The following is a 24,163-nucleotide window of genomic DNA, read 5'->3' as shown; positions in this document are numbered from 1 at the left end:
CATACAGTTTCTTCTTTATAGACATCTCTTATTAGATGAATTTAATATTCCATCATTTTACACAACTAGAGCAGTAAAAAATAAAGTTATTTATGCAAAGAGCGGTATAACACCAAAATGTTATACCGCTTATCCTAAATTCAAAAGTATCCTTATAAAATACATATAAATATGATTCTTTGTGAATTTCAATACTAGAGCTAAAGTACAAAAAAATCAATCACATGATTATACTTCTGCATCCAATTTATAGATAGAAAATTTATTACAATCCTCGTAATTTTACTATCTAATAATTATAAGGATTATTTGACTTCAATATCATTATATTTCTTTGAGTATACCTTGGTCATATAGAAATATATAGGAACTACAATTATCATACCACCTAGTCCCCAAACTATCTTCATTGGTTCATCAATACCTGCTTTTATCAATAATACTACACTTATAGCTACTGCAAATATTGGTATAATTGCTCCTCCAGGTATCCTAAAGTTTATGTCTTTACCAGCATACTTCTTTCTTAATATTAATACAGCTAGACAGGTAGGAATATATTGAATAAATCTAGATACAACACTTATTTGAGATAATGTTGTAAATGACCCTGACCATGCTATTAATAAAGTTCCTATAACAGATACTATAATTGCTATATATGGAGCTCCATTTTTATTAGTTTTTCTTATAGACTTAGGCATTAATCCTTGCTCAACCAAAGCAGCAGCAGACCTTGGTGTAAATATAGATGATGCAATATTTATACCTCCAACAGATACTATAGTCCCTATTGTAATTATATATCCACCTATAGGACCTAACATTTTAATAGCAGCATCTGCAACAGGAGTCGCTGACCCTCTTAATCCATCTCCCAATACACCTATACTTATCCCCAATATAAGCATATATATTACTGATACCACAAACATTACCATCACTAATGCCTTAGGTACATTTTTCTTAGGATTCTCCATATCTTTTGCTGCAACAGCTAAAGATTCAAACCCTGTAAAAGCATAAAATAAAGTTATTGATACTGCTACAAAAGCTGATGATGTACTTTGACCTTTTTGTATTATTACAAATGGTGTAAAATTAGAACTTTTTATAAAGAATAAACCTACAGCTATAAATAAAACTATTGGTAATAATTTTCCTATAGTCATTATATTATTTAAATGCTTAGATTGCTTCATTCCCATAAAATTTATAAGCCCAAGTCCTCCAACTAATATACCAATTATTATATTTTTAATAAGTGGCTCTGCTGCTTGAGGCCATATAGATGATAGTGTGACTGCAAAAAAGTTTGCCATAGTCGCCCAGGCAATCATACTAACTATCCACTTCATAAATCCAACTTCAAACCCAATAAAATCTCCAAATGCCTCTTTTGCATAAAGATATGGCCCTCCATCAGTATCAAACCAACTCCCTGCTTCAGCAAAACATAAAGCAATAGAGACAGCTAAAAACATACAAAAAACTAGTACTAATATACTCGCTGGACCTATATTTGTATAAGCATCTCCAGGTAAACCAAATATACCTGACCCTATTATTGCATTAATCCCTAATAATACAATACTCCAGAAACCTAACTTAACGCTTTTTTTCATTGCTATTCCTCCAAACCCAACTTAAATATAGTTATAATTATTTTTCTTTAGATGCTTCTTTAACTATCGCCATAAATATTTTTTTCATATTATCACAATCCTTAGTCATCATTTCTGGATGCCATTGTATACCTATTACAAACTCATTTCCCTCCTTTTCTATAGCTTCAACTAAACCATCTTTAGCAGTAGCTGAAACAATATATCCTGGAGCTACCTTATTGACAACTAAATGATGGAAACTATTAACTAAGATTTCTTTTTCTCCTAATATTTCATACAACTTTGTACCCTCTTTTATCTGCGCTGTATGTGTAGGTATATTCGATAAATGTTGCTGATTATGTTTTATGTAAGCTCCTTCAATTAAAGATAAGTCTTGATATAAGCTTCCTCCCTCAGTTACATTTATTATTTGCTCCCCTCTACATATACCTAACACTGGTTTTTTCATATCTAAAGCATGTTTTAATAACTTCATATCAAAACCATCTCTTTTGGGTGATATTGCACCTAGCTTATTATGAGGTTCCTCTTTCCATATGAGAGGGTTTACATCTTGCCCTCCTGATAGTATAAGTGCATCTATATTTGATACTTGTTCCTTTATAATCTCATCATCATATACAATTGGTACAATATATGGTATAGCTTTACACATAACTACTGACTGTATATAGTCATTGTTTACATAAGCCCTTTCATAACCAGGAAACATCCCCCCTTCATCAATTAATAAGTTTCCTGATATTCCTATTACTGGATATTTCTTTTTAATCACTTTCTTCACCCCTTAAATTATTTATGAACAATAAAAAATGCTACTTCTCTGTTAAAGAGCAAGTAGCATACCAATATTTTATTTATTTAAAAATTCTAATTTATTTTTAAAATACTTTTTCTAAGGCAGCAGTTATATAAATCATTCTACTAATTTACATTTTATTTTAATCCTGTTTAATTCGGCTTTTTTGAATAGTCTTAAGTCTAATTAATGGGCAAAATAGGCATTTATATTTTCCTTTTTATTGACCTATTAAATACTATTTAATATATTTTTCCCTCTTCTATTTAACTCACTTCCCTTTCTACCTGATTCACATATTATCAAATCTAGTTCTTTAAGTATATTAAGTATTCCCCTTACCTCACCTTCTGTTATATTATAACCTAATTCATTTATTGAATTAACAATACCATTTCTACCTATGTTTTTATTAAGGTTATTGGCATTTTTTAAGCATTCCATTACTAACCTTACTTTTTCTATAGATGTTCTATCTTTTAATGTACTTATTTCTTTACTATAATCTTCAGTTATATTTAATAGGTTATGAGGTAGGTCATTGATTAAAATAACATGCTCAGAACTCATAATGTTAATATACATAGCTGTATTTTTTAACTCTCTTATATTCCCTGGCCATTCATATGCATTAATAATGTCTTGAACATCTTGACTAATTTCCCTCTTCCTTTTCATAAAATACTTTAACATAACTTCTATATCTTCTTTTCTCTCCCTTAAAGGTGGTATGTTTATAGGCAATACATTTATCCTATAATATAAATCAGCTCTGAACCTATCTTTTTTTATCATTTCTAATAAATTTTTATTTGTAGCTGCAATTACTCTAACATCAGTGTCTATTACATTTTCTCCCCCAACTCTCATGACTTGATTCTCTTGTAATACTCTAAGTAATTTGCTTTGTAAATATATAGGCATGTCTCCTATTTCATCTAAAAATATAGTTCCATTATTAGCTTGCTCAAATAAACCTTTTTTTCCTCCTCTTAAGGCACCTGTAAAAGCACCCTCTTCATATCCAAAAAGTTCACTTTCAAGTAAATTTTCTGGCATAGCTGCACAGTTTATAGCTATAAATGGTTGACTATGTCTTGGCGATGCATTATGAATAGACTGAGCCATGAGTTCTTTTCCTGTTCCACTTTCTCCAGTTATAAGAACTGTATAATCAGATTCCGCTATTTTCATACCTAGCTCTTTAGTTCTTTCCATTTTTACTGATACTGTTTTTATGTCATCAAAGGTATACCTAGCAACTTGCCCCTTTTCTCTAAGCTTCTTTGATAGGTTTTGTTCCAATTTCCTTATGTAAGTTATTTCTTGAATACAAAAATAATATCCAGTCACCCTTCCAAAACTTTCTATATTATACTTATTTACATTTAAATATTTATTATTAAACTTTATAACTTCATCATGTGCCTTACTTAATCTAAAAATCTTTTTAATATTTTCATTCTCTAGTTCATCTATATTTTTTCCTATAATATCATTTTGAATATCTAGTGTATCACTCAAACTATCATTACAAATAATTATATTTTCCTTCTCTGATATCATTGCCATACCTAAGTTTGATAGGTTTATTATAGAGTTTAATTCATCTGCTTTTATAGTAAGTTCTTTATATTTAGTATTTATACCTGAATATAAACTAATCACTTCATCTGTATATTTAATTAACCTCTCAGTAATTTCTTTATCATCTAGTTTAAGCTTTGCTATTATTTGAATAAATGTTGAACTATCAATATATCTATGTCCTAAATCAATAACTTCTTTAATATATTCAGGAACTAACTCTCTCTCTCCTGGTGTTATAGCTATCTTAATGTGTCTATATTCTTCATTAGGATTATATGGTATAAAATTTAAGTGATTTATTCCTATATTGTATAAATTAGATATTGTTTCTAATACAGTATGGTTATTATCATTTACTACTAATACATCTATTCCTTCTGGTAATGAAAATAACTTGTATATATCCCTTTGCTTTATACTCCTGTTTATAGTTATTATTTTTGAGACATCCTTTACATATTTTTTTATTTTTAATACTCTATCATCTATCATTACTAATATTATGTCATCTTTTATCAATTCTTCTTCTGTTATTCTATTTAAATAATAATTTTTTATTTTTACTTTATCTTTAAATATTAGCTTTAGATTTTTATTTAAAAAACATTCTAATTTAGATAATCCATCAGTTACTACTGCTATTGTTTTCATTATAAATCTATCCTTTCTTTTGTTTATATTATGTGAGATTTTAATAGTTCTAATATAGTTCAAAATCTTTTAACTTAGTATAAAGCAAAAGTTATGCCAAATTGATAGATTACTTATTTTTATTTAATATTGACTTAGAAATATTATTATATGATTAAGATTAGATAAATAATATAACTTTATCTATAGAATCTACAAAAATATGACTTCTATCAAAAAATAAAGAGGTATTACCAACTTTTCGGTAATACCCCTTTGTTTTATTTTTAATTTAAGTGATTTTTCTTAATCTCATCAAGTAGTCCATCTTCTAGATAAATTTCTAACGCACATCCTACCATTGCCTTTACTGCTTTGTGGAGTTTATCATAAGCTTCCTCAGAATTTGCATAATTTAAAAACTCTTTTTCATGAACATATACCATTGGATTTATGTCTAGAGCTATTTCTGTATACATAGTAGGACAAACTTGGCTTACATTTCCTATATCTGTAGAACCTACTGGCCCCTCTTTTCCTTCTAATATATCCGTTATACCTGCTTCAATTAAATTATTCTTTGTTATATTCTGAAGCACCTTATTATTAATTATGTTGTCAAAAGAATTTTCAAAGTATCTATAAGAAAGTTTAGCTCCTGTCATTAGCTCTGCACCTTTCGCACAGTTTATAACTTTTTTAGTTACTTCATCTAAATAACTTCTTTCAGCAGCTCTTACGAAAAACTCACAGGCTGCTTTTTCTGGAACTATGTTTGGAGCTTCTCCTCCATTTGAAACTATCCCATGTATTCTAACATCTGATTTTACATGCTGTCTTAGTGCATTTATTCCTGCAAAAGTAAGTTGTACTGCATCTAATGCATTAACTCCCATATGAGGGTGGCTAGCTGCATGTGCTGATACACCTTCAAAACTAAACTCTATTGAGTCTATTGCCAAAGCCTTGCAGTTTATGTTATTAAAAGCTTCTATATGCATCTGATAACTTACATCAACATCATCAAAAGCTCCTGCTTTAACTAAATCACACTTTCCTCCTGTTGTCTCTTCAGCTGGTGTTCCTATTAGTACAATTTTTCCTTTAAAATTTTCTTTTAACTTACTTAGTACGATACAAGCACCTAATGTAGATGCAGCAATCCAGTTATGTCCACAAGCATGACCTGGTTCTTTATTTTCCCCATATCCAGGTAGTGCATCATACTCAGCTAAAAATGCTATAGTTGGACCATCGTTATCCCCTAGCTCTGCTCTAAAAGCAGTATCCATATTGCAGTACGGATAAGTTGTATCAAATCCATATTCCTTCATTTTCTCTACTAAGTACCTTGATGATATATATTCTTCTTCTCCTAACTCTGGATTGTTAAATATAAAATCACATACTTCTTCAATTTCTTTTCCCAGTTCATTCTCTATCTCATAAGCTCTTTTCTTTATACTTTCAATCATAATATACCTCCTATTAGAATCCAACAAATAATCCTATTGTTAAAAATACCATTACAGTAATTGTTAATACTACCATTAAAGGCATTACAAATCTAACCCACTTTGACCAAGGAATATTAGCTACTGCTAGTGCTCCCATTAAAACACCTGATGTAGGTGTTATTAAATTAGTTACACCTATACCAAATTGATAAGCTGTAACTATCATTTGTCTAGATACATCTACTAAGTCTCCAAGTGGTGCAAGTACAGGTATTGTAAGTGATGCAAGTCCTGATGCTGATGGTATAAAAAATGCTATTAAACCTTCTATTAAGAAAGTTAAATTTATAAATATAGTTTTTGGAAGTCCATTTAATAAATTTGCGGCAGAATTTAAAATTGTATCTATTATAAATCCATTTTCTGCTATTATTACTATTCCACGTGCAAATGCTATACATAACCCTGCTGTCATTAAATCTCCTGCTCCACTTATAAATGAATTGACTATGTCATCTTGTTTAAGCCCTGATGCTATTCCTGATATTATACCTATAGCTGTAAATATCATTGCAATTTCAGTTATGTACCATCCTAGCTTTAAAACTCCATATATCATAATTGCCATACCTATTGTGAAAATTGCTATTACCATAGCTTCTCTTTTTGTAAATTCTTTTATGTTTGTATCAGTATTAGCCATTGATTCTTGATTCAATGATATACCATGTACTAAAGACTTTTTAGGGTCTTTTTTAACTTTATTGGCATACATCATAACAAATCCTATAGATATAGCCATATATATTATAAACATAACAACTCTCAACTCTATCCCAGAACCTGGTGTTATTTGTGACAATGCTTGTGCTATTCCTACAGAGAAAGGATTAGTAGTAGCTGCTCCAAATCCAGCTGTTGCTCCTATAAATACTGTCGCTACTGCTGTTAATGAATCATATCCCATACTGGTCATGAGTGGAATAAATATCATATAAAAAGGTAGTGTTTCTTCACTCATTCCAAATGTTGTTCCACCTAATCCAAATAGAATCATTGATATAGGTATTATTAAAAATTGGAATCTCTTCATTTTATTTACAGTATGAGCTATAACAGCTTCTATAGCTCCTGTTTTATTAACTATTCCAAAAGCTCCTCCAACTATCAAAACAAATCCAACTACTTCAGCCGCATCTATAAATCCATTTATAGGTGCTGTAAATACATCAGTAATTCCCTGTGGATTTGATGCTGCTTTTTCATAAGTTCCAGCTACAACAACCGATCTTCCGTCTATATCTACCCTTTCAAAATTTCCACTTGGCACTATCCAAGTAAGAACTGCCATTACTACTATTAGTAAAAATATTATAGTAAGTGTCTGTGGCATAGTAAACTTTTTCTTTTTTAAACTGCTCATTTTTAATCTCCCCACTTTTTAAATTAAAATATTTTATTATTGCTTCCCTTTTCTATCCTATTTTGTATAGATGTAAAAAAGCTCAACATGGATACATGTTGAGCTAAATGCGCTAAATACAATATACCTACACCTTCCCTTTATCTTAGTTAAGATAGCTCTCCATCAAAATTCGGGATAATTTTGATGACAGTGCTGTACTTATTAAATACAGCCCCAGCACTAGCTTTGGACACTAGCACTTCGGCACTTACTCCTTTTATATTGCTTCATTGGCTTCCAACCTCTTCAATATTAATCTTAGTAAATGCGACCTCTACCTCAATCTTTTTATTAGATGAGGTAATTCTTATTAAATTTTATTTATTCTAAATAATTGTAGCATAATGTGTCGAGATTGTAAATATTTTCAGAAGAGTTTCTATGCTTTGATAATATTAATAAATCTAACTTATACTATTCCAGTATATAATTACAACTTTAGTTTTATGTTTAAAAATATATTTGTTTTCTCTTTTTTCTATCATATTGTCTATATACTTATCTAACATATCACTAATGTTAATCTTTTTATTTAATTCTGTTTCCATTTTAAAAAGTATATCCTCTATACTATTGAATTCAATTTCATTTTCAACATCAATAAATTTTATATCTGCACATATATTTAAAGAATGTAGTATATTTGTAATATATATATAATCTGGACAAGTTCTATCTTTATCACCTAAATCCATATACAAATCATTAAATAATGGTTTTTGAATAGTTCTCACTATAATCACTTTTTCTCTAGCCAACTTATCCATCTTACTCAAAGCATCTTTAATATCCCAAATTCGATAAAGAGAATTCACAGATAAAATATAATCACTATGCCCAACATTAATCTCTTCCCATTTCCCTTGTACTGTGTCTATATTAGTTATATTATGTTCACTAATCTTTCCTTCAAGCACATTAAGCATATCTATTGAAAAATCATTAGCAATTACACCTTTACATTTCTTAGAAAGTGGTATAGTAAATTTTCCAGTACCTGCACCAATTTCTATAAGATTTTTTCCTTCATCTATTAACTCATCTATAAAATCAAATACTTCTTTTGAATAATCATAAAGTGTTGGATTATCATCATATTTATGAGATAATTTTTTGAAAAATATTCTTTCCGCTTCATCATCAAAAGCTCTTTCTCTTGCATATCCTTCTTTACTTTCAATATACTCATGCCATTTTTTCTCAAAATCTATATTTTTATAACACATGCTTAATCTTCCTTTCTAAAAGTGTTAGGGACAAGATTTGTAATTTTCTATACTCAAAAAACTACTCTTACTAATGTAATAATTGATTGACTAAACAATTGATTACTATATTTTAAAAATTAGTGAAATTCTCAATAAGCTCTTTAGTATAAGCATGCTTTGCACTTTTATACAATTCCTTAGCCTCTATAGTTTCAACTATCTTGCCATTTAACATGACCGCAACCTCATCACTAACTTCTTTTACCAAGTCTATATCATGAGATATAAATAAATAGGTTATATTAAACTGTTTTTGAGCTTTCTTCAAAACCTGTATAACTTGAGCTTGCACAGATACATCTAGCATTGATGTAGGTTCATCCAATATCATAAATTTAGGATTTAATAAAAGGACTCTAGCTAAAGCAACTCTTTGTATTTGTCCTCCACTTACTTGATGTGGGTATCTATTTAAAATTTCCTCACTAAGCCCAACAAAACTTAAGTATTCCATTATGTATTCTCTTGCTTTATTCTTTTCGTAGAGTTTATGAATTTTTAATGGCTCCACAAGGCTCCCATATATAGTTTTTTTAGGGCTTAGGGCAGAATCTGGATGTTGAAATATTATCTGCATCTCTTTTCTTAAATCCCTCATTTGAGAAAAATCATAATTACTGATATCTCTACCATTAAAATAAATTTTACCTCCATCAGATTTAATAAGTCTTAAAATAAGCCTTGATAAAGTTGATTTTCCGCATCCACTTTCTCCTACAAGACCTAATGTTTTTCCTTCTTTTATTTCAAATGATACATCATCTACCGCCTTGACTATCTTTTTATTGATTATTCCGCTTTTAAACTCCTTATAAAGGTTACAAACTTTTATCATAAAGAAAACACCTCACCTTTGAACCATTAACATCAAATAGTCTTGGTTCATAATCAATACATGTTTTTTTTGCAACCTTACATCTTGGAGAAAATCTACATCCTTTTGGTAAGTTTGTTAAACTTGGTGCTATCCCTTCAATAGGTATTAATTTTTCATTTGGCTGTGAATCGATTAAACCTCTTGTATAAGGATGTAGTGGATTATTAAATATACTATTTTTTGGACCCTCTTCTATGATTTTACCTGCATACATAACTACAACTTCATCACAAAGCTTTTTAGCCAGCATTAAATCATGAGTTATAAGTATCATACTAACACCCATATTATTTCTTAAATCATAAAATACTTCATATACTTGCTTTCTTATTATTGCATCCAACCCTTTAGTTGGTTCATCTGCAATTATCCAGTTAGGTTTTAATGATGTCCCTATAGCTGCCAATGCCCTTTGACTCATACCTCCACTTAGCTGAAATCCATACGAATTATAAACCAACTCACTATTTGTGAAAAAGAATTTTTTTAATATCTCTAAACTTTTACTCTTGCAAGAATTCTTTTTCTCTTTTCCATGATAATAAAAAAGTTCATTCATATGACTTCCTATTTTCAATATTGGATTAAAAGAACTTGATGGATTTTGGGGGATTAACGCTATTTTTTTCCCTCTGATTTCTCTAATTTCCTTTTCTTTAATTTTTAGCAAATCTTTTTCTTCATATAAAACACTGCCTGAAACAATTGAATTATTAGATACAAGGTTCAAAATTCCTAGTCCTAGCACCGATTTTCCACTTCCAGTTTCTCCAATAATTCCTGTAATTCTACCACTTTGAAAGGTTCTAGATACTCCATCTACAGCTTTTACTTTTCCTTCTTTAGTATTAAAATGAATTTTTAAACCTTTTATACTTATATCTCTATTCATAGTTTTATTCCTTCTAAAGATATTGGCTTAAAGAGTTGCTTTTTTCATCAAACATATCCCTTAGTGCATCTCCAATTAAATTTATACTGCAACACAATAATAATATACTAAAACCAGGTGCTAATAATAGATTTGGATAGCTTCTAAAATGAGTCTTAGCATCATTTATCATAACACCCCAATCGGCTTGTGGAGGTTGTATTCCTAGACCTAAAAAACTTAACGATGCCATAGAAAGTACACTTTTTCCTATCCTTATTGTAAATAGTACTATAAAAGGAGCAAATATGTTTGGAATTATATAGTGCAAAATTATATAAAGATGACTAGCACCTAATGCTCTTGCACCTTCAACATATTTTTCTTCTTTTACCTTTAATACCTCTCCTCTAACTACTCTTGAAAAACCAGCCCAGGAAGTAAATACTATTGCAATTAATAAACTTTTTATACCTGGTCCAAGAACTCCAGCAAGAGCAATCATAAAGCTAAGACTGGGAAGACCTTGAAATATATTTACAATAGACTGGATTATCGTATCTACTATACCACCACAATATCCTGCTATTATACCTACAAAACTACCAAATAGCATTGTTAATAGGCTTGCTAAAAAAGCTAAAGATATGGATACTCTGGCTCCATATAATATTCTACTTAGAATATCTCTACCTAGAGTATCTGTTCCAAGTATATGCTCTCTAGAAATCCCCATTAACCTATCCTCCATTTGTACTTGATTAGGGTCATATGGAGCTAACTCTGGTGCAAACATTGCAACAAGTATCATAATTATTAGCACTAAAAAAGCTAGTTTATGTATAAATAACATTTCTTTAAATTTATCCATATTATTTACCTCCAACCCTCATTTTAGGATTAAGAAATAGGTAACATATATCTACAATTAAATTAAACACTATAAATATAATCCCTGTAAATAGCACATATCCTTGCACTACTGGATAATCCCTACTCATTATTCCTTGTATTACATAGCTTCCCATACCTGGAATACTAAAAATAACCTCAACCACTGTGGAGCCTCCTAAAATAGCACCAAAATAATTTCCCAGAACAGTTACAATAGGCATTAATGAATTTAAAAAAGCATACTTAAAAATAACTATTTTATTTGGCAGGCCCTTAGCTTTTGCCACTGTTATATAGTTTTGTCCTATACTTTCTATTAAAGTTGCTCTATTTAGCCTTGCTACAGTTCCTATAGTTCCAGCTGCTAAAACAAATCCAGGCATTATTAAATGTTTAATTGTACCATACCCACTTGTAGGTAGCCATCTAAGATTCTCACAAAATATACTTAACATGATAATAGCTAACCAAAACCCTGGAATAGATGTCAGAAGCAATGATACAAAAGTGCCAATCTTATCTATCGTTGAATCCTTTTTTAAAGCCATGATTATAGCTAGTGGTATAGATAACACTATAACAAAAAACATAGCCATTAAAGATAAAGAGAAGGTTATTGGTAACCTTCTTAATATCTCTTCTGTGATAGATGTCTTTTTGATATAGGAAAGTCCTAAATCTCCAGTCATAGCTTTTTTAGTCCAATTAATATACTGAACTATAATATTATCATTTAACCCTAATTCTTCTCTAACTCTTTCTATTTCTTCATCTGTAGGAGCAGAAATACCATCCATGCTTAAATATTCAACCGCTGGGTCACCAGGTGCTATAACCCCTAATATAAATCCTAGAAAAGTTATTCCTATCAAAATAGGGATAGTCATCAATATCCTTCTAATTAAATATTTAAATGGTGTTTTCACTACTTACTCCACTCCATATTTGCTAATGTAGTTCCATATAATGTAGGTTTGTACCCAGTTATTTTTTTATTATAGGCAATTAAGTTAACATCTTCAAATAATGGTATAGCTGATGGATGTTCTGCTGATATATCTTGAAGTTCATTATATATTTTACTTCTTTCATCTAAGTCCATTGTTTTTTCTAATTGACCTATTAATTCATCTGCTCTTTCATTTTTATAGCCCAATGAATAAGCTATATTACTTGACCCTGTGCTTCTCATATAACTATCAAATATAGAAAATGGTTCTGCATTTGGAAGCCCTTGAGTGTGAAGTGCTATATCATAATTTCCTGTTTTTTGTGCTTCCTTAAAAGCTGCTCCATCAAGTATAGTTATTTTAGAGTTTAATCCAACTTCACTTAATACAGATTGTATATACTCTGCTACAGTTTTGTATGGATAACGGTCTACACCATAAGATGGTATTATAAACTCTAACTCTTTTGTTTCCCCTTTTAACTCATCCTTTATGATTTTTTTTGCTTTTTCTGCATCATAAACAGGTTTAATTTCCTTAGCAAAAGGAGAACCTTGATTCAATATATTCATAGTGGGAGTTCCATATCCTCCATAAAATTTATTTACTATAGTTTCTCTATCCAACAACAAACTTAGTGCTTCTTTTATCTTAACATTATTAAATGGTGCCCTAGTACCGTTTGTAGATACAAATTGAGTTATTGTTGATGGAGATGTTTTAATCTCAAAGTTTTCATCCTTTATTAGCTCACTAGCTAACTCTGGAGTAATAGCCCCTAAATCCATAACACCCATAATTTCCTCTGATTTAAGTGCTGTGTAACGAGTTTGTGCATCTTTAATTACATTTACTCTTACATTTTTAACTTTACTTTTATCTCCATAATAGTCTTGATTTCTCTCTAACAAAACAAATTGTTCTTTTTCTCTTTCTTTTATCTTAAATGGACCAGTTCCTTGTGCATATTTAGTAAAATCTCCCGTTTTTATATCAAAACACTCTGGACTATACATAGCACTTCCAAATCTAGCCATGTTGTATATTAAAGTTGATATTGGTTTACTAAAAGTAAGTTTAACTTCATAGTCAGAAACTTTATCCACACTTAGTAAATTAGGATATGTCTTTTCTATATCAAACGAATAAAAAGGTGAGGATTTTGTTTTCATATTCATATAACGTTCAAAGTTTTTTACTACTGAATCTGCATTCAAATCTACACCATCATGAAATTTTACACCCTTCTTTATTGTAAATGTCCATTCTTTATAATCATCTGAATTTGACCACTTTTCTGCAAGTTCTGCCTTTGGTTTTCCATCATCACCCAATCCTATTAGCGGTTCCCAAACATAAAATATAGAACTTGTGTAATAAGCATCTTGTTCACCTGGTGCCAAATCCCTAGCTGCTGCTAAAACTACTTCCTTTTCATTATTCATCTTACTAACATCATTATTTTCCTCTGGTTTACTACACCCTGTTAGCAATGATAACATCAGCATAACTGCTAAAATTATACTACTCAACTTCCCTTTTGAAATCTTCCTCATGATACATTTCTCCCTTATTTAGAAATATGAGCATAAAAAAAGTTATAGCAAATAATGCTATAACATCCCATTTTAATATGTATACTTTAAATTCTAAATTCCATATACAAAACAATAAATCTAGTTGCTCCCCTCTAAATTTATTTACTAATATTTAATGTAGGTATCTGACTTACATTTCATTTTCTCAGCCTTTCTAAATAACATCTGTTGGCTATGTAGAATTTATCCATGCTTACAGTGATGGGTTCGTGTTGGATTTTCACCAACTTCCCTACTCTTTAAATACGTTTATTCAATTCTTAGTTTAATTGTATGCAATCTTATATAAATTGTCAACTTAAATCAAAATATAGCACTATATGCAAAATTATAAATATATAGTAATTCATCTGATAAAAATACTACTTTTAATTTAGTATTTATATTTACTAGTTGTATATGTTACAAACTAAGTGTCTAAGCTTTATTATGAAATATAAATATTTAAATTAAAATTTACAATTATCTATCTATTAAAGTCTATTATAAAAACAGATATATTTTTTTCATACGGAAGGTAATAAGCTACTTTATCTCCTTTAACTACATTTTTCATAATATGATTGTATATAGTTTCATACTCTCCGCCTTCATCATAAGACTTAGCATACCTGACTATATCATCTTTACAGGTAAATGTCTGTCCAAATTCAAGACTTAATGGTATTAATTCATATTTAAGTTTCTTTTCATCTAATAATGATTTTAAATTTTTTGAACTATGTCTTTCTACCATGTCCATTCTTTTCTTAGATACTGGAATATGAGTTTTGGATTTATCATTAACAATTGCAATTAATCTATCACAGTGTTCAGTAAAAAATTCTATATTCTCATATGAAAAAAATGAAATTAATATAGTATCAAATCTTGTATTTATCTCTTTAAAATCTTTGACCATATATCTAATATTGTTTATATTATTGTCTTTTATTGATTTTTCTAAGTAATTTATAGCATTTTGGTTTATATCAATACAAGTTATATCTTTTAGTTCTTCGCTTAAATACATATCTATTAAACCTAATCCACAACCTACATCACAAAAAGTTTGGCTATCTTTGATGTATGGAATTATTTCTTTAGCTAATATCTTGTGAAAACCAGTATATTCACTTGCATCAACAAAAGATTTTATTGTAGTATCATTCCAATTCATTCTCATACTTAAATTTCCCCACTATCTTTTAAATTTACTTTCTGACCTGTACTGTAAAACATACTGTTTCTCTCATTTCCACTTATTATGCTCATTACTTTATCATGTTCTTTAATTACAAATCCTGATAAATCATTTACTCCATACTTAAATAATATAGGTGCCATTGGAGTTGCTGGACCTACCAATACCACATAAGCATTTTTACTTAATTCTAAATACCAAGGAAAAGTTTTTGTACTTAATGTGTAACAAGATATAACTACAAAGTCCTGTTCAGGTAAGATATATGGTGCTGAAGTCTCTGGATAATCACCATATATATCTTCACTTTCTATTATGGATAAATCACACACAGGTGCAAATAGTTGTTCTAAATAGTGAAAATGACCTATAACCGCTACCTTTTTCCCCCTTATCATATTTTGGTATGAAATAAAAGGGTCATTAATTCTATCTTCTATAAAATTGTTTTCATTTAACTTTATATTATTTTCTTTTGAAATTTTTACAGAATTATAATAAGAATTTATTGCAGCTAAGCCAATTCCTGATTCTGTGATATTCCAAGACTTAATACATCCAGCTATTTCATGTAAAGATTTTCCTTTAAAAGATTTTACGAACTCTGGAGGACGCCCATCTTCATTATATACAAAACCGATACCACTACCTACACTACTTCTTACTAAAATATTATGTTGCCCAACAGCTATATCTTCAACGATTATATCCTTAGGAATTCCTTCTATTAAATCATCATAAATTTCCCACAAAGCCAGTTACCTCCTCCTGTACAATACTTTTTATTTCTTTTCTATTTAAGACTTCACCTTTTCTAACCTTGTGCCTAATATCTAGTAAAATATTATCTAAGCTTTCTATGTATTTAATACTTTCTATTTCTTCATCTGTCGTAGATATTACCTTTGAAATTCCACCATTTTTAATAACTATTCTTTTATCAGCATTTAAAGCTAATATAGGGTCATGTGTTGAAATCAAAATTATTTTTTCCTTTTTAGATAATAGTCTTAGAGCTTCTTTTCTATCTATACCTGCATTTTCAATTTCATCAATTAAAACTATCGGTGAAGAACTCATATATGCAGTATCCGATATCATAAGAGCTCTTGATTGACCTCCCGATAATTGAGTTATTTTTGTGGTTAATTCAAATTTTTCTCCAGCTAGTTTATTAGCACAATAAAAGCATTTTTTTACTATGTCATCTTGATTTTTACAGAAACGACTTTTAGAGTGCATTTGTAAAAATTCTTCTACTGTTAAATCCATTACAAAATTCATATTTTGTGAAAGTTGAGCTACTAACTTTCCATCCATAACAAAACGAGTTTCATCACTTGGAACACTTTCATTTATTAATATTTGTCTGTTAGTAGGAGTGTCTCTCTGGGCTAAACATTCAATATCCTCTAGCAGTCTACTTTTTCCTGAGCCTGTAGGTCCAACAATACTTATAATTTCTCCAGCCTTTATTTTCAGCGAAATAGCTTCTTTTTCTTTTAGCTTATTGTACCCACCATTAATAGTAATACTTTCTATATTTAAGCTCTCTTCATCTTGGTCAAATTCTTTTAAAAACTCCACCAATTTAATATATAATTCTTCTTTTTCTATACCAAAAGTTATATAAAATTCCTCATCTAAAGATTCTATTAAATTATTAAAAGCAATTGAGTCATCTATATTACTTAGATTATAATTTAAGAAAAAATCAAAGGCCATAGAATAGCTTTCTTTTATCTCTTCTATAGACATGTTTAGTAAATTTTCATAATTATCATATTTCATAGTCAAACTCCATTTTCTTTATCATTCCCATTTGATAAGATTCTCCAATTCTAGTCTCTCCAGTACAGTAAGAACACACTGATGCTGGTGTTGTAAAACGTAATTGCTTTTCTCTAAGCGTAGTTATTTCTTTTATATCACTTAAATATTTCTTAAGTAAAAACACTCCTTGTCCTGTGATTCCATTTATAAATATTATCTTAGCTTTTGAATTTACTTGACGTACATTAAAGGAAAATACCTCCCTTTCTGCTTGTGATACTATATCTCCTTTTGTAATTACAACAATATCAGCATATTTTAGCATTGGTCCTATTTTTCTAGGTGTATTTATCCCTGATAAATTATCTATTACACAAACTGCTGGTATAGTTTTTATATATGGTGAGCAACGATTACAAAGCCCTGCACTTTCAGTAATTAAAATATCTAAGTTTAATTTTTTAGACCAATAAAGTGCATCTTCAATATTACTTATAAAAAAATGGTCTGGACAAATTTTACCAGAAAGTCCAATTTGAACAGGTATATTATTCTCTTCATATCTAATCTGGTCAAAAGATGTAAGGCAGTCAAACTTTACTACTCCAACCTTATTTTCTTCTGCCTCCATAGCTTTAATTAGATGAAGAATAACAGATGTTTTTCCGGATGATGGTGGCCCTGCTACTGTAATTAGTTTCATATCAATTCCCCTTTTTATGAAAGAAAGTAGGTAAAATCCTACTTTCTTCTAATTTACGTCTATATATTATTTATTAACTTTATGTCTATACATTATTTAATAACTTTATATCTATATACTATTTAATAGCGTTTTTAGTTAATTTGCTATATTGTCCATCACTTAAATCAACATGATAAAATAACTTATAAAATTCTTTTGTTTTTTCTTTTAAATCATAATTAAAATGCTCTGGATAAAGTATTTCAGATAACCAAATCATACCCATATATCTATTTACAGATGGAGGGAATCCCATCCAATTATATGGAGTGCTTGGTGCTTCATAGTATTTATTACTAGATATAGCACTTATTTTTTGCCATTCAGCCTGACTTCCTACTTTACTATATATACTCTGTGGTGCAAACACTATTACATCTGGATTCCATAAGTATAATTGTTCTAATGATACTTCATTTCCATTGCCTTTACTTGATGGGTCATCAAGCTTTGCAACATTATTTGCAAGTATATTAATAATTTCAGAGTGGAAAGACCCTTCTGCGATTACATTTGTTCCTGTATCTCCTAAGCAATAAGCAAGGTTTACTTTATTCTTATCACCTATTTTATTCATCGTTTCTACAGTTGTATCATAAGTAGTTTTACAGTAATCAGCTAATACTTTTGCATTATCTTCTACATTTAAAATTTTCCCTAGCTTAGTGTAGCATTCTGACATATTAGCAGTTGTAGCTTCTATAAATATAGTTGGTATACCTGTTTGTTCTTGTATAGAATCTAAATCTTCTTTCATGCTACCTTTCTTCTCACCTATATCAATAATTACTTGTGGTTCTGCTGCTGCAAGGGCTTCCATATTTAAATCTCCCTTACCATAAAATTGACCAAAAACAGGAAGACTAGTATACTTTTTATCCACATAGTCTTTTGAATCATCTGTCCAATCTCCTGATAATCCAACTAACTTATCTGGTGCCACTGAAAATAGTACGATTTGTGCTAAACTTCCTGAAGGTGCTATTTTTTCAATATTTGCTGGAATCTCAACCTTTCTACCTACTGAATCAGTAAACATTATTGTTTTAGATGCGTTTTTATCCTCTTTTTCACCTTTAACATCATCATTTGATGATGTACATCCAACTAAAGATGTTATTGCTAAAGTTAGTACCAATAACAATGATAATAATTTCTTTTTCATTTTATCCCCCTTAAGTAAATTATATAGTTACACTTTTTGGTATGCAGACTCTGATTTTATCATCATATAAACTGTTTAATTCTACATCTACGTTATATAATTTTTTAATTAGACCAGAATTAATTATGTACTTAGGCACACCAAAAGCTAATATTTCATGATTGTATAAAGCTAAAACCTTGTCTGCATACAAAAAGGCCTGGTCTGGATTATGTGTTGACTGAATTATTATATATCCATCCCTCGTTAATTCTTTTACTGTATTTAATACTCTGATTTGATTCCCATAATCTAAATCAGAGGTCGGCTCGTCCATAATAAGTATCTTTGCGTTTTGAGCTAAAGCTCTCGCAATAAGTACTAATTGTCTTTCTCCTCCACTTAAATTTACAAAACTCCTATCTTTTAAATAGGAAATTCCTATTTTGTCTAAAGATTCTTCAACTATTTCCATTTGTTTTTTAGTAGGTTTAGACATAGGTGAAATTTGTGATGTTGTTCCCATCAATACCATTTCAACAACGGAATAACTAAACACAGGATTATGAGACTGAGGGATATAAGCTATTTTTCTTGCTAGATTCTTAATTTTATAATCCTTCAAGTTTTTTCCATCCAATAATATTTCACCTTTATATCCTTTTAATAACTGAAGTATACACTTAAACATAGTACTTTTCCCTGCACCATTAGGTCCTAATATACATAGTAACTGACTACCTTCAACATTAAAGGATATTTGATTAAGTACATTTTGATCTTTATAAAAATAACTGAGATCTTTAACTTCTAAAATCATATTAATCCCCCCTTTTCGTAATCAGATATATGAAAAATGGTACACCAATAAATGATGTTAATATACCTATAGGTATCTCACTAGTCCATAAATTTCTAGATACATTATCAACTAACAACAAAAACGATGCTCCAAACATAGCTGATGTTGGCAATAAATAAACAAAATTATTTCCAACTAATCTTCTAGATAAATGTGGTATTACAAGACCAACCCAACCTATCATTCCACTTACAGCAACACTTGCAGAAGTTAAAAGTGTAGCACATATAATAGTAATGAATCTTATACGCTTTGTATTTATCCCCATTGTTCTTGCCTCATCTTCTCCTACAGTCAATATGTTTATTTGCCAGCTAATAAGTATTAGAGGTACTATACCTATTAACATAGGAATAATCGCAAATTTTATATCAGATATTTTAGCTCCTGATAAACTCCCCATCAACCAATATGTAATTGCAGGTAACTGGTCATTAGGGTCTGCTACAAGTTTTATAAAAGATGTACCTGAAGAAAATAATGAACTTACCATAATACCAGATAAAATTAAGCCTAACACCTTACTTCCCTTTGTTCTTTCACTTATCAAATAAACTAAAATTACAGTAATTAAACTAAAAATGAATGCACTAACAGTAACCTCTCTACCGCTTTTATAAAGAAATAGCGCTAAAGCTGCTCCAAATGCTGCTCCTGATGATGCCCCTAGTATATCTGGTGATGCCATAGGATTTAAAAAAATATATTGATATGATGCTCCTGCAGCTGCCAATGCCCCACCTACTAAACATGCAAGTGCTATTCTTGGCAATCTAACATTTAAAAATATAGTTTCCATGCTATCTGTCCAAAACTTATCTATATTGCATATTTTTGAAACTAAAATTCCAAATACTTGATGAGGCTCTACTGGATATTTTCCAAGTGCTAACGATACTAATATCAATACAATCAATATAATAACTAAACAAAGCATAATTAATTTATTACTTCTTACACTCTTACTCACTTATTTAATCCCTTTCTGCCCCTACTATTTTCATCATTTTACCTGTCTTTTCAATATCCTCATAAGGTGCACTTATTTTTACTAAATTAAAACATTTGTCTATATCCTCTACAACAAATCCACCTATATTTTTTATACCTATTTTTTTAAAAGCTGAAGATATAGGTGTCGATATATCACAAATTACGCTTTCTTTATTAAGTGAATCATTGGCTATTTTTATTAAATGTTTATTAATAATTAAGTCTCCACCTAAATATGTACTATCATAGTTTTCTACTAAATATCCATATGCTGATATGTTGTAATCACCTTCTTCTATTTTTCTATTGAAAAAATCCATATCATATCTAAATTTAATTTTATTTTTATTTTTAAGATTTCCCTCTACTACTGCTATTTTTTTTGATGAATCATCAATCATGGAAATAAAATGATGATTAATTTTCTCTACTTTTGATGGTTTAGTGCAAATATTCTGATTATAATAAGAATTTATTGCTGCTAATCCTAAACTAGCCTCTATAAAATTCCAAGACTTAATTGACCTGCATAAATCTTTTAAAGACATATTTATTTTTATATCGTTTTCAAAAGAAAATCTTTTATCACATAATAAATGACTAATACCTGCTCCATAATCTGTTATTACCATAGCAAACTCTGAACCTATAACAAAATCTTTTACTCTTATGTTTTCTGGTACTTTATCTATTAAATTATTATAAAATTCCCACATTTTGTCACCCCCTTCAAAGTAATTATATTATGTTTTATACTATTTAGCTATAATATTTTATATTTTTTTACAATTTTAGTTATGTTTTGTTATGTTTTATTATGTTTCATTTTTCATACTTCCGTATTTCTTAATTTAACAGTCCTATTTTAAAGTCATCAGTTTATTTAGTAGATATGGCTATTATGCACAAGTTTTCCATAAATTCAAAATAACTATAATACTCTTGAAACTAAAAAAGCCATGCAAACTAATCTAATTTGCACGGCTTTATACTCATTAATCTACACCTAATACAGCTTTAACTTTTGCTGCTATTGTGATAACTCTTGGCCCAAATATAACTTGAACTGAATTTTTCTTTCTAACTACTCCACTTGCACCTAAATCATTTACCCAGAAACCATCTTCATAGAATCCATCTATTGAGTTTAACTCTACTCTAAGCCTAGTTGCACAGTTTGTAATATTTTTTATATTACCACTTCCTCCTAGACCTTCTATTATAGAATGTACAAGTTCTGTATCTTTGTCTTCTACTGTATCTTCTACTGCACCATTATTTACTGCTTTAACATTATCTACTGATTGTCTTTCTCTGTATTCTTTCTTACTATAAAGCTTAACTTCTTCTGAACTTCTTCCTGGTGTCTTTATATCAAACTTCTTAATTGCCCATTTGAATATTACATAAGTAACTATAAAGAATATTGGTATTAAAAATAATAAAGGTAATGTACCCACTTTTTGAGATTGTAACAAGTTAGGAAACATATTTCTAAATGATTCTCCCATTATAGAAACATTAAACATTTCTGTAAATACATATGTTAATCCTGCTAGCGATACATATACTACAAAGTACAATAATGGTGCAACAAATAAGAATGTATACTCTATTGGTTCTGTTACCCCTACCAACATGGCTGTTACTATTGCTGGTATCAATATACTTCCATTAAACCCTAAGACAAAAACGTTTTCCACATTTGCAAAAACTGACCCTAATCCTATAAATACCCCTGCTACAACAAGTAATATAACAGGAATCATCATTGCTCCAGAAAGTACTTGTAATTTATCATTCATTTTGAATAGATTATAATTAGTTAGACAATAAATATTTTGTCATGATATTATTATATATAATAATACAAAGAGAGATTGTTTTATCAGAGCTAGAAAAAGTAATACCTAATATGAAATAATTATACTAATTGAAAAGGAAGTAGTCTATGAAAATAGCAATCATAACAACTGAATTCTTAAAGGAGTTTGTAGAGAACTCTATAAAAAGGTTAAATATTAATGCAGAAATTGAAATATATATTTATAAAGATTTTTCTCATGTTGGAGATTTGTATCTAGAAATCGAAGATAAGTTTGATGGATTTGCAGTTAGTGGCCCTATCCCTAAGGAAGCTATTACAAAAAAAGCTGGTACTATAAAAAAACCTTTAGTTGATTTTGGTACTGATTTACAAAGTTATTATGATACGTTTCTAAAACTTATTTTTAAATACAATACATTAGATTTTTCTAGAGCATACTTTGACCTAATGGACTGGGCAGATAATCCAAAAGACATATCATATTATTTATCAAATGGTACTTTTGGAGATTTAATGTATAGTATTAATGAAAATGCATCCAAAATGAGTTTATCTGATATAGCAGAACTTGAAAAAAATATTGCAAAAAAACATATTAAGTTATGGGATGAAGGTAAAATTGATTTTTCTACTACTCGTTTTAGTAGTATTGTTCCTATGTTACAAGATGCAGGAGTAAATTTTCATTTTATATATCCTGACATAAACTTATTAAAAAGTACTTTTAATGAATTAATAAAGGACATTCATCTGCATAGAATGAAGGTAAACCAACCTAGTGTAATATATATAACAGCTAAAGATACAAACTATGATGATTATACTATAGATAAAATTTATAAAATATTGAATACTGTAAAAAAAGACAAATTAACTGATTTTATAATTGAAAAAAATAGTAGTTCTTTTAAAATTTTTACTAAATGCGACACTATTAAATCATTAACCAAAAATTTTACTACATGTTATATAAAAGAATTTATTGAAAATAGTATAGAGTTTAAAGTATGTGTTGGGTATGGAATTGGTAATGATATAAAACAAGCTATGTCTAACGCCATAAGTGCTAATAAGGAATCTAAAATAAATCATTTAAACTACAGTTTCTTAGTTAATGAAAGTTATGAGACAATAGGACCTTTATTATGTGATAAATTACTTACTGTTTCAAATAAAGTAACTCCACACATAAATACAATTGCCAAAAATTCTAAATTATCTACTCTTACTATTCAAAAGATTATATCTGTTACTGAAATTCTACAAAGAGATGAAGTTACTCCCAAGGAATTATCTTCATGTTTAAATGTAACAGTAAGAACTGCCAATAGATTTTTAAGTAGTCTCCTAAAGTCTGGAAATGCTACTATATTATACGAAAAACAAAACTCAACAAAAGGTAGACCTGAGAGGGTATACAAATTATTTATATCAGAAAATAAACATTAAAATCTAGAGTACATAAAAACATTTTATCAAAGATAGGCGAAATACTCCATCCTCAACGTAAGTATGGTGGAGATGTAAACCTGTAATATAAATTAAAAGGAGGTGAAGAAATGATACAGATGAAAGCTTTTAAGTTTAGAATATATCCAAATCAAA

Annotated in this window: 21 protein-coding genes and 2 riboswitches; of the genes, 1 reads left to right on the top strand and 20 read right to left on the bottom strand. The window is 29.2% G+C overall.

Translation table 11 applies throughout. From position 1 onward, the window contains the following. Nucleotides 1-305: 305 nt before the first annotated feature. The 20 genes from KGF46_RS12050 to KGF46_RS11955 all read right to left on the bottom strand — a co-directional run bounded on the left by KGF46_RS12050 (nucleotide 306) and on the right by KGF46_RS11955 (nucleotide 22,535). Nucleotides 306-1,625 carry an APC family permease gene (locus KGF46_RS12050; RefSeq protein ID WP_227830071.1) on the bottom strand — a complete coding sequence of 440 codons (1,320 nt, stop codon included), beginning with the start codon at nucleotides 1,623-1,625 and terminating at the stop codon, nucleotides 306-308. A 37-nt stretch (nucleotides 1,626-1,662) separates the two neighbouring features. Further along, nucleotides 1,663-2,415, bottom strand: coding sequence for a gamma-glutamyl-gamma-aminobutyrate hydrolase family protein (locus tag KGF46_RS12045; protein ID WP_304521243.1), 753 nt, complete (start codon nucleotides 2,413-2,415; stop codon nucleotides 1,663-1,665). Nucleotides 2,416-2,661: 246 nt separating this feature from the next. Then, on the bottom strand, nucleotides 2,662-4,671 hold the full coding sequence (locus KGF46_RS12040; protein ID WP_227830073.1) for a sigma-54 interaction domain-containing protein: 2,010 nt from the start codon (nucleotides 4,669-4,671) through the stop codon (nucleotides 2,662-2,664). A gap of 266 nt (nucleotides 4,672-4,937) precedes the next feature. Then, a complete protein-coding gene (locus tag KGF46_RS12035; protein ID WP_227830074.1) occupies nucleotides 4,938-6,125 on the bottom strand; it encodes a M20 family metallopeptidase in 1,188 nt (395 codons plus the stop codon). Nucleotides 6,126-6,138: 13 nt separating this feature from the next. Beyond that, complete coding sequence (locus tag KGF46_RS12030) at nucleotides 6,139-7,530, bottom strand: YfcC family protein (protein ID WP_227433860.1); 1,392 nt, start codon at nucleotides 7,528-7,530, stop codon at nucleotides 6,139-6,141. A gap of 147 nt (nucleotides 7,531-7,677) precedes the next feature. Continuing rightward, a riboswitch (Lysine riboswitch) is annotated at nucleotides 7,678-7,857 on the bottom strand. A gap of 119 nt (nucleotides 7,858-7,976) precedes the next feature. Further along, nucleotides 7,977-8,798, bottom strand: a complete 822-nt coding sequence (locus tag KGF46_RS12025) for a class I SAM-dependent methyltransferase (protein WP_227861997.1) — start codon at nucleotides 8,796-8,798, stop codon at nucleotides 7,977-7,979. A gap of 112 nt (nucleotides 8,799-8,910) precedes the next feature. Beyond that, nucleotides 8,911-9,675: an ABC transporter ATP-binding protein gene (locus KGF46_RS12020; RefSeq protein WP_227850597.1), complete on the bottom strand. Its 765-nt coding sequence runs from the start codon at nucleotides 9,673-9,675 to the stop codon at nucleotides 8,911-8,913. Next, entirely contained in the window at nucleotides 9,659-10,609 is a 951-nt protein-coding gene (locus KGF46_RS12015) for an ABC transporter ATP-binding protein (protein WP_227850596.1), read from the bottom strand. Before KGF46_RS12015 ends, KGF46_RS12020 begins: the two co-directional genes overlap by 17 nt. A 13-nt stretch (nucleotides 10,610-10,622) precedes the next feature. Beyond that, complete coding sequence (locus tag KGF46_RS12010; protein WP_227830078.1) at nucleotides 10,623-11,459, bottom strand: ABC transporter permease; 837 nt, start codon at nucleotides 11,457-11,459, stop codon at nucleotides 10,623-10,625. Between the two features lies 1 nt (nucleotide 11,460). Continuing rightward, complete coding sequence (locus tag KGF46_RS20365) at nucleotides 11,461-12,408, bottom strand: ABC transporter permease (RefSeq protein WP_227830079.1); 948 nt, start codon at nucleotides 12,406-12,408, stop codon at nucleotides 11,461-11,463. Then, nucleotides 12,408-13,988 (bottom strand): ABC transporter substrate-binding protein, encoded by a 1,581-nt coding sequence (locus tag KGF46_RS12000; RefSeq protein WP_227861996.1) that lies wholly within the window; start codon nucleotides 13,986-13,988, stop codon nucleotides 12,408-12,410. The genes KGF46_RS20365 and KGF46_RS12000 overlap by 1 nt, the downstream gene beginning before the upstream one ends. A 161-nt stretch (nucleotides 13,989-14,149) precedes the next feature. Next, nucleotides 14,150-14,287: riboswitch (cobalamin riboswitch) on the bottom strand. 209 nt (nucleotides 14,288-14,496) lie between these two features. Then, nucleotides 14,497-15,195, bottom strand: coding sequence for a methyltransferase (locus KGF46_RS11995; protein WP_227830081.1), 699 nt, complete (start codon nucleotides 15,193-15,195; stop codon nucleotides 14,497-14,499). A 2-nt stretch (nucleotides 15,196-15,197) separates the two neighbouring features. Further along, nucleotides 15,198-15,965 carry a Rossmann-like domain-containing protein gene (locus tag KGF46_RS11990; RefSeq protein WP_227830082.1) on the bottom strand — a complete coding sequence of 256 codons (768 nt, stop codon included), beginning with the start codon at nucleotides 15,963-15,965 and terminating at the stop codon, nucleotides 15,198-15,200. Continuing rightward, nucleotides 15,949-17,004 carry an ATP-binding cassette domain-containing protein gene (locus KGF46_RS11985; RefSeq protein WP_227830083.1) on the bottom strand — a complete coding sequence of 352 codons (1,056 nt, stop codon included), beginning with the start codon at nucleotides 17,002-17,004 and terminating at the stop codon, nucleotides 15,949-15,951. Before KGF46_RS11985 ends, KGF46_RS11990 begins: the two co-directional genes overlap by 17 nt. Then, a complete protein-coding gene (locus tag KGF46_RS11980) occupies nucleotides 16,994-17,689 on the bottom strand; it encodes a GTP-binding protein (RefSeq protein WP_227433850.1) in 696 nt (231 codons plus the stop codon). Before KGF46_RS11980 ends, KGF46_RS11985 begins: the two co-directional genes overlap by 11 nt. A gap of 118 nt (nucleotides 17,690-17,807) precedes the next feature. Beyond that, a complete protein-coding gene (locus KGF46_RS11975) occupies nucleotides 17,808-18,896 on the bottom strand; it encodes an ABC transporter substrate-binding protein (protein ID WP_227830084.1) in 1,089 nt (362 codons plus the stop codon). Nucleotides 18,897-18,915: 19 nt separating this feature from the next. Next, on the bottom strand, nucleotides 18,916-19,695 hold the full coding sequence (locus KGF46_RS11970; protein ID WP_227830085.1) for an ABC transporter ATP-binding protein: 780 nt from the start codon (nucleotides 19,693-19,695) through the stop codon (nucleotides 18,916-18,918). 1 nt (nucleotide 19,696) lies between these two features. Further along, complete coding sequence (locus tag KGF46_RS11965) at nucleotides 19,697-20,707, bottom strand: FecCD family ABC transporter permease (RefSeq protein WP_413926595.1); 1,011 nt, start codon at nucleotides 20,705-20,707, stop codon at nucleotides 19,697-19,699. Nucleotides 20,708-20,711: 4 nt separating this feature from the next. Beyond that, nucleotides 20,712-21,446, bottom strand: a complete 735-nt coding sequence (locus KGF46_RS11960; RefSeq protein WP_227842808.1) for an enolase N-terminal-like fold-containing protein — start codon at nucleotides 21,444-21,446, stop codon at nucleotides 20,712-20,714. A gap of 279 nt (nucleotides 21,447-21,725) precedes the next feature. Beyond that, complete coding sequence (locus tag KGF46_RS11955; RefSeq protein WP_227842807.1) at nucleotides 21,726-22,535, bottom strand: glucose PTS transporter subunit EIIB; 810 nt, start codon at nucleotides 22,533-22,535, stop codon at nucleotides 21,726-21,728. 146 nt (nucleotides 22,536-22,681) lie between these two features. Between KGF46_RS11955 and KGF46_RS11950 the strand changes: the two genes are divergently transcribed. Further along, a complete protein-coding gene (locus KGF46_RS11950) occupies nucleotides 22,682-24,007 on the top strand; it encodes a hypothetical protein (RefSeq protein ID WP_227838972.1) in 1,326 nt (441 codons plus the stop codon). Nucleotides 24,008-24,163 lie beyond the last annotated feature (156 nt).

Origin of the sequence: Clostridioides sp. ZZV14-6153, assembly GCF_020657855.1 — a bacterium.
Taxonomy (GTDB): Bacteria; Bacillota; Clostridia; order Peptostreptococcales; family Peptostreptococcaceae; genus Clostridioides.
This window is presented reverse-complemented; position numbering and strand designations above follow the sequence as displayed.

Coding starts and splice junctions, on each gene's coding strand:
- KGF46_RS12050 (WP_227830071.1), bottom strand. CDS start 1,625: ATGAAAAAAAGCGTTAAGTTAGGTTTCTGGAGTATTGTATTATTAGGG.
- KGF46_RS12040 (WP_227830073.1), bottom strand. CDS start 4,671: ATGAAAACAATAGCAGTAGTAACTGATGGATTATCTAAATTAGAATGT.
- KGF46_RS12035 (WP_227830074.1), bottom strand. CDS start 6,125: ATGATTGAAAGTATAAAGAAAAGAGCTTATGAGATAGAGAATGAACTG.
- KGF46_RS12030 (WP_227433860.1), bottom strand. CDS start 7,530: ATGAGCAGTTTAAAAAAGAAAAAGTTTACTATGCCACAGACACTTACT.
- KGF46_RS12025 (WP_227861997.1), bottom strand. CDS start 8,798: ATGTGTTATAAAAATATAGATTTTGAGAAAAAATGGCATGAGTATATT.
- KGF46_RS12020 (WP_227850597.1), bottom strand. CDS start 9,675: ATGATAAAAGTTTGTAACCTTTATAAGGAGTTTAAAAGCGGAATAATC.
- KGF46_RS12015 (WP_227850596.1), bottom strand. CDS start 10,609: ATGAATAGAGATATAAGTATAAAAGGTTTAAAAATTCATTTTAATACT.
- KGF46_RS12010 (WP_227830078.1), bottom strand. CDS start 11,459: ATGGATAAATTTAAAGAAATGTTATTTATACATAAACTAGCTTTTTTA.
- KGF46_RS12000 (WP_227861996.1), bottom strand. CDS start 13,988: ATGAGGAAGATTTCAAAAGGGAAGTTGAGTAGTATAATTTTAGCAGTT.
- KGF46_RS11995 (WP_227830081.1), bottom strand. CDS start 15,195: ATGAGAATGAATTGGAATGATACTACAATAAAATCTTTTGTTGATGCA.
- KGF46_RS11985 (WP_227830083.1), bottom strand. CDS start 17,004: ATGAAATATGATAATTATGAAAATTTACTAAACATGTCTATAGAAGAG.
- KGF46_RS11980 (WP_227433850.1), bottom strand. CDS start 17,689: ATGAAACTAATTACAGTAGCAGGGCCACCATCATCCGGAAAAACATCT.
- KGF46_RS11975 (WP_227830084.1), bottom strand. CDS start 18,896: ATGAAAAAGAAATTATTATCATTGTTATTGGTACTAACTTTAGCAATA.
- KGF46_RS11970 (WP_227830085.1), bottom strand. CDS start 19,695: ATGATTTTAGAAGTTAAAGATCTCAGTTATTTTTATAAAGATCAAAAT.
- KGF46_RS11960 (WP_227842808.1), bottom strand. CDS start 21,446: ATGTGGGAATTTTATAATAATTTAATAGATAAAGTACCAGAAAACATA.
- KGF46_RS11955 (WP_227842807.1), bottom strand. CDS start 22,535: ATGAATGATAAATTACAAGTACTTTCTGGAGCAATGATGATTCCTGTT.
- KGF46_RS11950 (WP_227838972.1), top strand. CDS start 22,682: ATGAAAATAGCAATCATAACAACTGAATTCTTAAAGGAGTTTGTAGAG.